This window comes from Nostoc sp., from assembly GCF_035638895.1.
Lineage (GTDB): Bacteria > Cyanobacteriota > Cyanobacteriia > Cyanobacteriales > Nostocaceae > Nostoc.
The window spans coordinates 1-3,948 of the sequence record NZ_DASQZC010000175.1; the positions used below are offsets into that span (position 1 = coordinate 1).

Sequence of the window (3,948 nt, forward strand, 5' to 3'; positions counted from 1 at the left end):
AAATTTGTCATTGTTTTACCTCTATTTATCCTCTTGTATCTGAAATATTTTTACAGTCAGCATAAAAATCTTGGTGCTTGAATTTAGAATTGAGAATTTGCAATTTAGAGAAGACAATTAAGAGAACTTTCAGACCGCCACGGAGTTTATTTGCATCTTCATCTATTATTTTGTATAATCCTTGAACTTTTTTTCCATCTACCATTGGTACAAAATCATGTTGAATTATTTTTTGATAACCTCTTAATTGTTCACCTCCATTTTCATTTCAATAATCCTAGCTAAATAGGATTATTGAGAATTTTATGCCTTTATTATCTATAGATTCACTCCATAACTGTAGTGATATCTATATTATTTGAATTAACTTTTGTTTTAATTATATGAGTGATTCTCTACTGTAGATACTTGACAATTATCTTCTTAATCAAACTTTGCTCCTATAGAGTCGTCGGACTAGCATTGCTAATTTTAAAAGTCTGCCCAATTTTATCTACTTTAGAACTTACGCATTGATAGAATAACAATAGACCTCTTGCAGAAAAGTTTTGTGGTATAATCGAAAGTTTTATAAAAAATCCATGTCAGAATTTATACAGAAAACTGTTGTTACCTCATTGGCATGTCTGATAGAGACAGAAAGCAAATTTTTATAATCCACCACTGTACTATAATTTATTTTTACAAGAGGTCTATTGTTTAGGCATATCGAAAAATGTTAATTATATCCGATTCAGGAACGTTAAAATTACCTATAGCATAGATAATGTAGCTATATAGTAGTAAGATTCACTTAATCTTTGTTTAAGTTTTCTACAAAAGAAATAACACTTATGACTGACAATACTGGTGGAATTTCTCAAAGTGTTAGTGGTGGACAGGTACATGGTGGTATGCAAGCAGCACAGGGTAATAATAACGTGCAGACTTCAACAAGTTATTCTTCACAAGAAGAAAAACAACCCATTGCTGAAGCAGCAGCAGAAATTCAAAAACTCCTAGAGGAATTAAGCCAGTCTTATCCTACCAATACAACGTCTGGAAAAATGGCCCTTGCAGCAGAAGCCACGAAACGCATTGAAAATAACCCAACTTTAATGCAGAAAACAATTAGCGCATTGAGGGCAGGTGGTACAGCTGCTCTAGAACAACTTCTTAGTCATCCCGCAGCAAGTTTTGTCATTGCAGCTTTGGAAGATTGGAACAATAATTCTCAATAAATTTCCGACTTTAATAAAAAACATCAAACCAATTTAGAGTAATTTCTATCTGGTTTGATGTTGTGTTGATAAAAATTTGTTTATTAAAGTAAAACCTGTATTATGAGCCAGCCACAAAATTCTGACTCTAATCAAACAAATGAGCCTGAACCAAGTATTCAACAGGAAGTTGAAAACTCAACACTCGATGGTGGAATGCAAGCTGCTCAAGGTAATAACATTATTCAAGCTCAAGGAAATACCCAGATTAATATCAACTACAATTTGGGTTCAAGCCAGCGACCAAAAAACGAGAAGTTCCTACTAGCTGTAGTTAAAGACGAAGTAAATGCTAGGCTGATGCATTCCTTACACAATAAAGTGTTGATTAATTTAGGAAAGAAGTTGCAACCTCAGCAAGTCAAACGCCCTTGGAACAAGGAAATAAAAATTGGTCAAAGATCTCCTGAATTTCTCTCAGATACGACAAATATTTTGGAAGTTTTTCAATATGAAGGAATAGTAGGCAGATTATTAATACTAGGTGCGCCAGGGTCAGGGAAAACCACGACCCAATTAGACCTAGCACAAGCTCTAATTAAGCTAGCTGAAGAACAGCCTGATTATCCCATGCCCGTGTTGTTTAACTTATCTTCGTGGAAAGATAGCCGCCAATCAATAATTGAGTGGCTAGTGGCTGAACTTAAGTCTAAATATGATGTTTCAGAGAAATTTGGTAAGGAATGGATCGAAAATAAACAACTATTGCCTTTACTAGATGGTTTGGATGAGTTGCCATCAGTTAGACAAGAACTATGTGTTATGAAAATTAACGAGTTTATAGAGGGAAAAGATCGTCCTAGATATATGGTTGTTTGTAGCCGCTATGAAGAGTACAGAAATTTAATTAAAAATAATAACATTCGTCTTAGGCTTAATGGTGCTATCCGTCTAAAAGCTCTAACAAACATTCAGATACAAAAGTATTTAACTGATATAAATTATGATGAGATTTGGCAAACTATCAGTAATGATTCAGAAATGCTGAAGCTAGTCAAAATACCATTTATATTAAGTCTTACTACCATAGCATATAAAAATATAACTATTACAGAATGGGAACACTTAAGTTCTAAAAACGAAAGATTGCAATATTTAATAAATGCATATATAGAAAGGATGCTAACAAGAGAAATTAATAGTGAAGCAAATATTAAAGAAAAATATTTTAATACTAATCAGATAAATAATTGGCTTATATTTTTAGCTAAAATGCTAAATAATGATTCGCAAACTGAATTTCTTATTGAAAAAATACAACCAAATTTACTACAGTCTAGATTGCAAAAATTTATTTATGTCATTGGAGTAAAGATATTTTTTGGCGTATTTATTGGATTAGGGCTTGGACTATTGTTTGGATTGATATTCAAGTTATTGCTAGGTTATTTCTTTTGGCTAGGTAGTGGATTAATGATTGGGCTAACAATAGCTTGTAAAGTAGGTAATACTATTAAGCCTGTGATTCCAGAAACTTGGTCATGGTTCAATGCAAAAAGAGGATTTGTTAAAGGAAGTATATTTGGAACGAGTATTGGTTTTCTCATTGGAGTAGTGAATGAGGTGTTTTTTAATAATGGAAATAAGATATTAAGTTTTGATTATAAAAAAATCGAAGTATTTGATTATTTCATAACCAAAATACTTATTGATAATCTTGATGAACTGTATCGTTGGCCATTAATTTTTGCAATAATTTTTGGGATAACTTTTGGGCTAGTTTATGGAGTAATTGGTTCTCCGGTTAGTATAAAAAGAATAAAGTTTCCTAATCAGGGTATATGGTACTCTGCGGCTAACGCTGTTCGTATTTTTTCGATTGTTGCATTAGCTTTGGGTCTAAGTTTTTGGTCAATAAATAAGCTAACTCATGGAGTAACTGAACAACTATTCAATCATCCACAATCTGGTCTAATTTTAGGACTTATAGGCGGAGTAAATTATCTGTTACTTGGCTCATCAAATCGAGGTACAGCCAGTTTAGCTTGCGTTCAACATTTCACTTTACGCCTGATCCTTTATTTTAAGGGTTATATCCCTTGGAACTATGCTCACTTCCTCGACTACTGCACTGAGCGCTTCTTTCTCCAGCGAATAGGTGGGCGTTATCGCTTCATCCACAAAATTCTGCAAGATCACTTCGCCGAAATGAATCCTAAGCAGAATTAAAAAATTACCCACTAGGGTGGCTGTAACTAACCTTAACTAGTTAGTGTGAGATTTAGCGATCGCGTCACACTCTTCAATCTGAGGTAACGAATTTCACTTAACCCAAATCAAAGTTATGTTATGAATGTCGGCGGCTACATCAATTTGTTGCCATAGGTCGAGATTAACTTTCCGTTTCCAGCCTTTAGACATGATGTTGACCAAGTACTGGGAAGCAGAAACAATCGTCGCAAACGTTTTGGATTGCGCTGCCATTTAATCGCTGGGGTTTATAACTACGAACTTCGCTTAATGCGTGAATTTTCCCTAAATTTAGTCAGCCAATAATCGTACCATAATTTTTTTTGCAAGAGGTCTAATATCTACGACGCGCTACTCAGCGCCTCAATTTGATTGTAGAAGTGAGAACTAGCCTTAATAATAACTGTAGAAAGAAAATTTACTTAGAAAATAATCAGTGCTAATTAAAACCAAATATCGATATTCTACTCAAGAGTGAGAGACATTATACATTATAAAT

4 protein-coding genes are annotated in these 3,948 nt (G+C 33.7%); 2 read left to right on the plus strand and 2 right to left on the minus strand.

Translation table 11 applies throughout. The features are described 5' to 3' along the window. Positions 1-25: 25 nt before the first annotated feature. A complete protein-coding gene (locus VE944_RS08630; RefSeq protein ID WP_324975213.1) occupies positions 26-205 on the minus strand; it encodes a hypothetical protein in 180 nt (59 codons plus the stop codon). 628 nt (positions 206-833) lie between these two features. On the opposite strand from VE944_RS08630, the gene VE944_RS08635 reads away from it, so the two are divergent. Then, on the plus strand, positions 834-1,220 hold the full coding sequence (locus tag VE944_RS08635; protein ID WP_324975215.1) for a hypothetical protein: 387 nt from the start codon (positions 834-836) through the stop codon (positions 1,218-1,220). Between the two features lie 102 nt (positions 1,221-1,322). Beyond that, positions 1,323-3,428 carry an NACHT domain-containing protein gene (locus tag VE944_RS08640; protein ID WP_324975218.1) on the plus strand — a complete coding sequence of 702 codons (2,106 nt, stop codon included), beginning with the start codon at positions 1,323-1,325 and terminating at the stop codon, positions 3,426-3,428. A 93-nt stretch (positions 3,429-3,521) separates the two neighbouring features. Here the strand turns inward: VE944_RS08640 and VE944_RS08645 are convergent, their stop codons facing one another. Then, entirely contained in the window at positions 3,522-3,683 is a 162-nt protein-coding gene (locus VE944_RS08645) for a ribonuclease H family protein (protein WP_324975220.1), read from the minus strand. Positions 3,684-3,948: the final 265 nt, after the last annotated feature.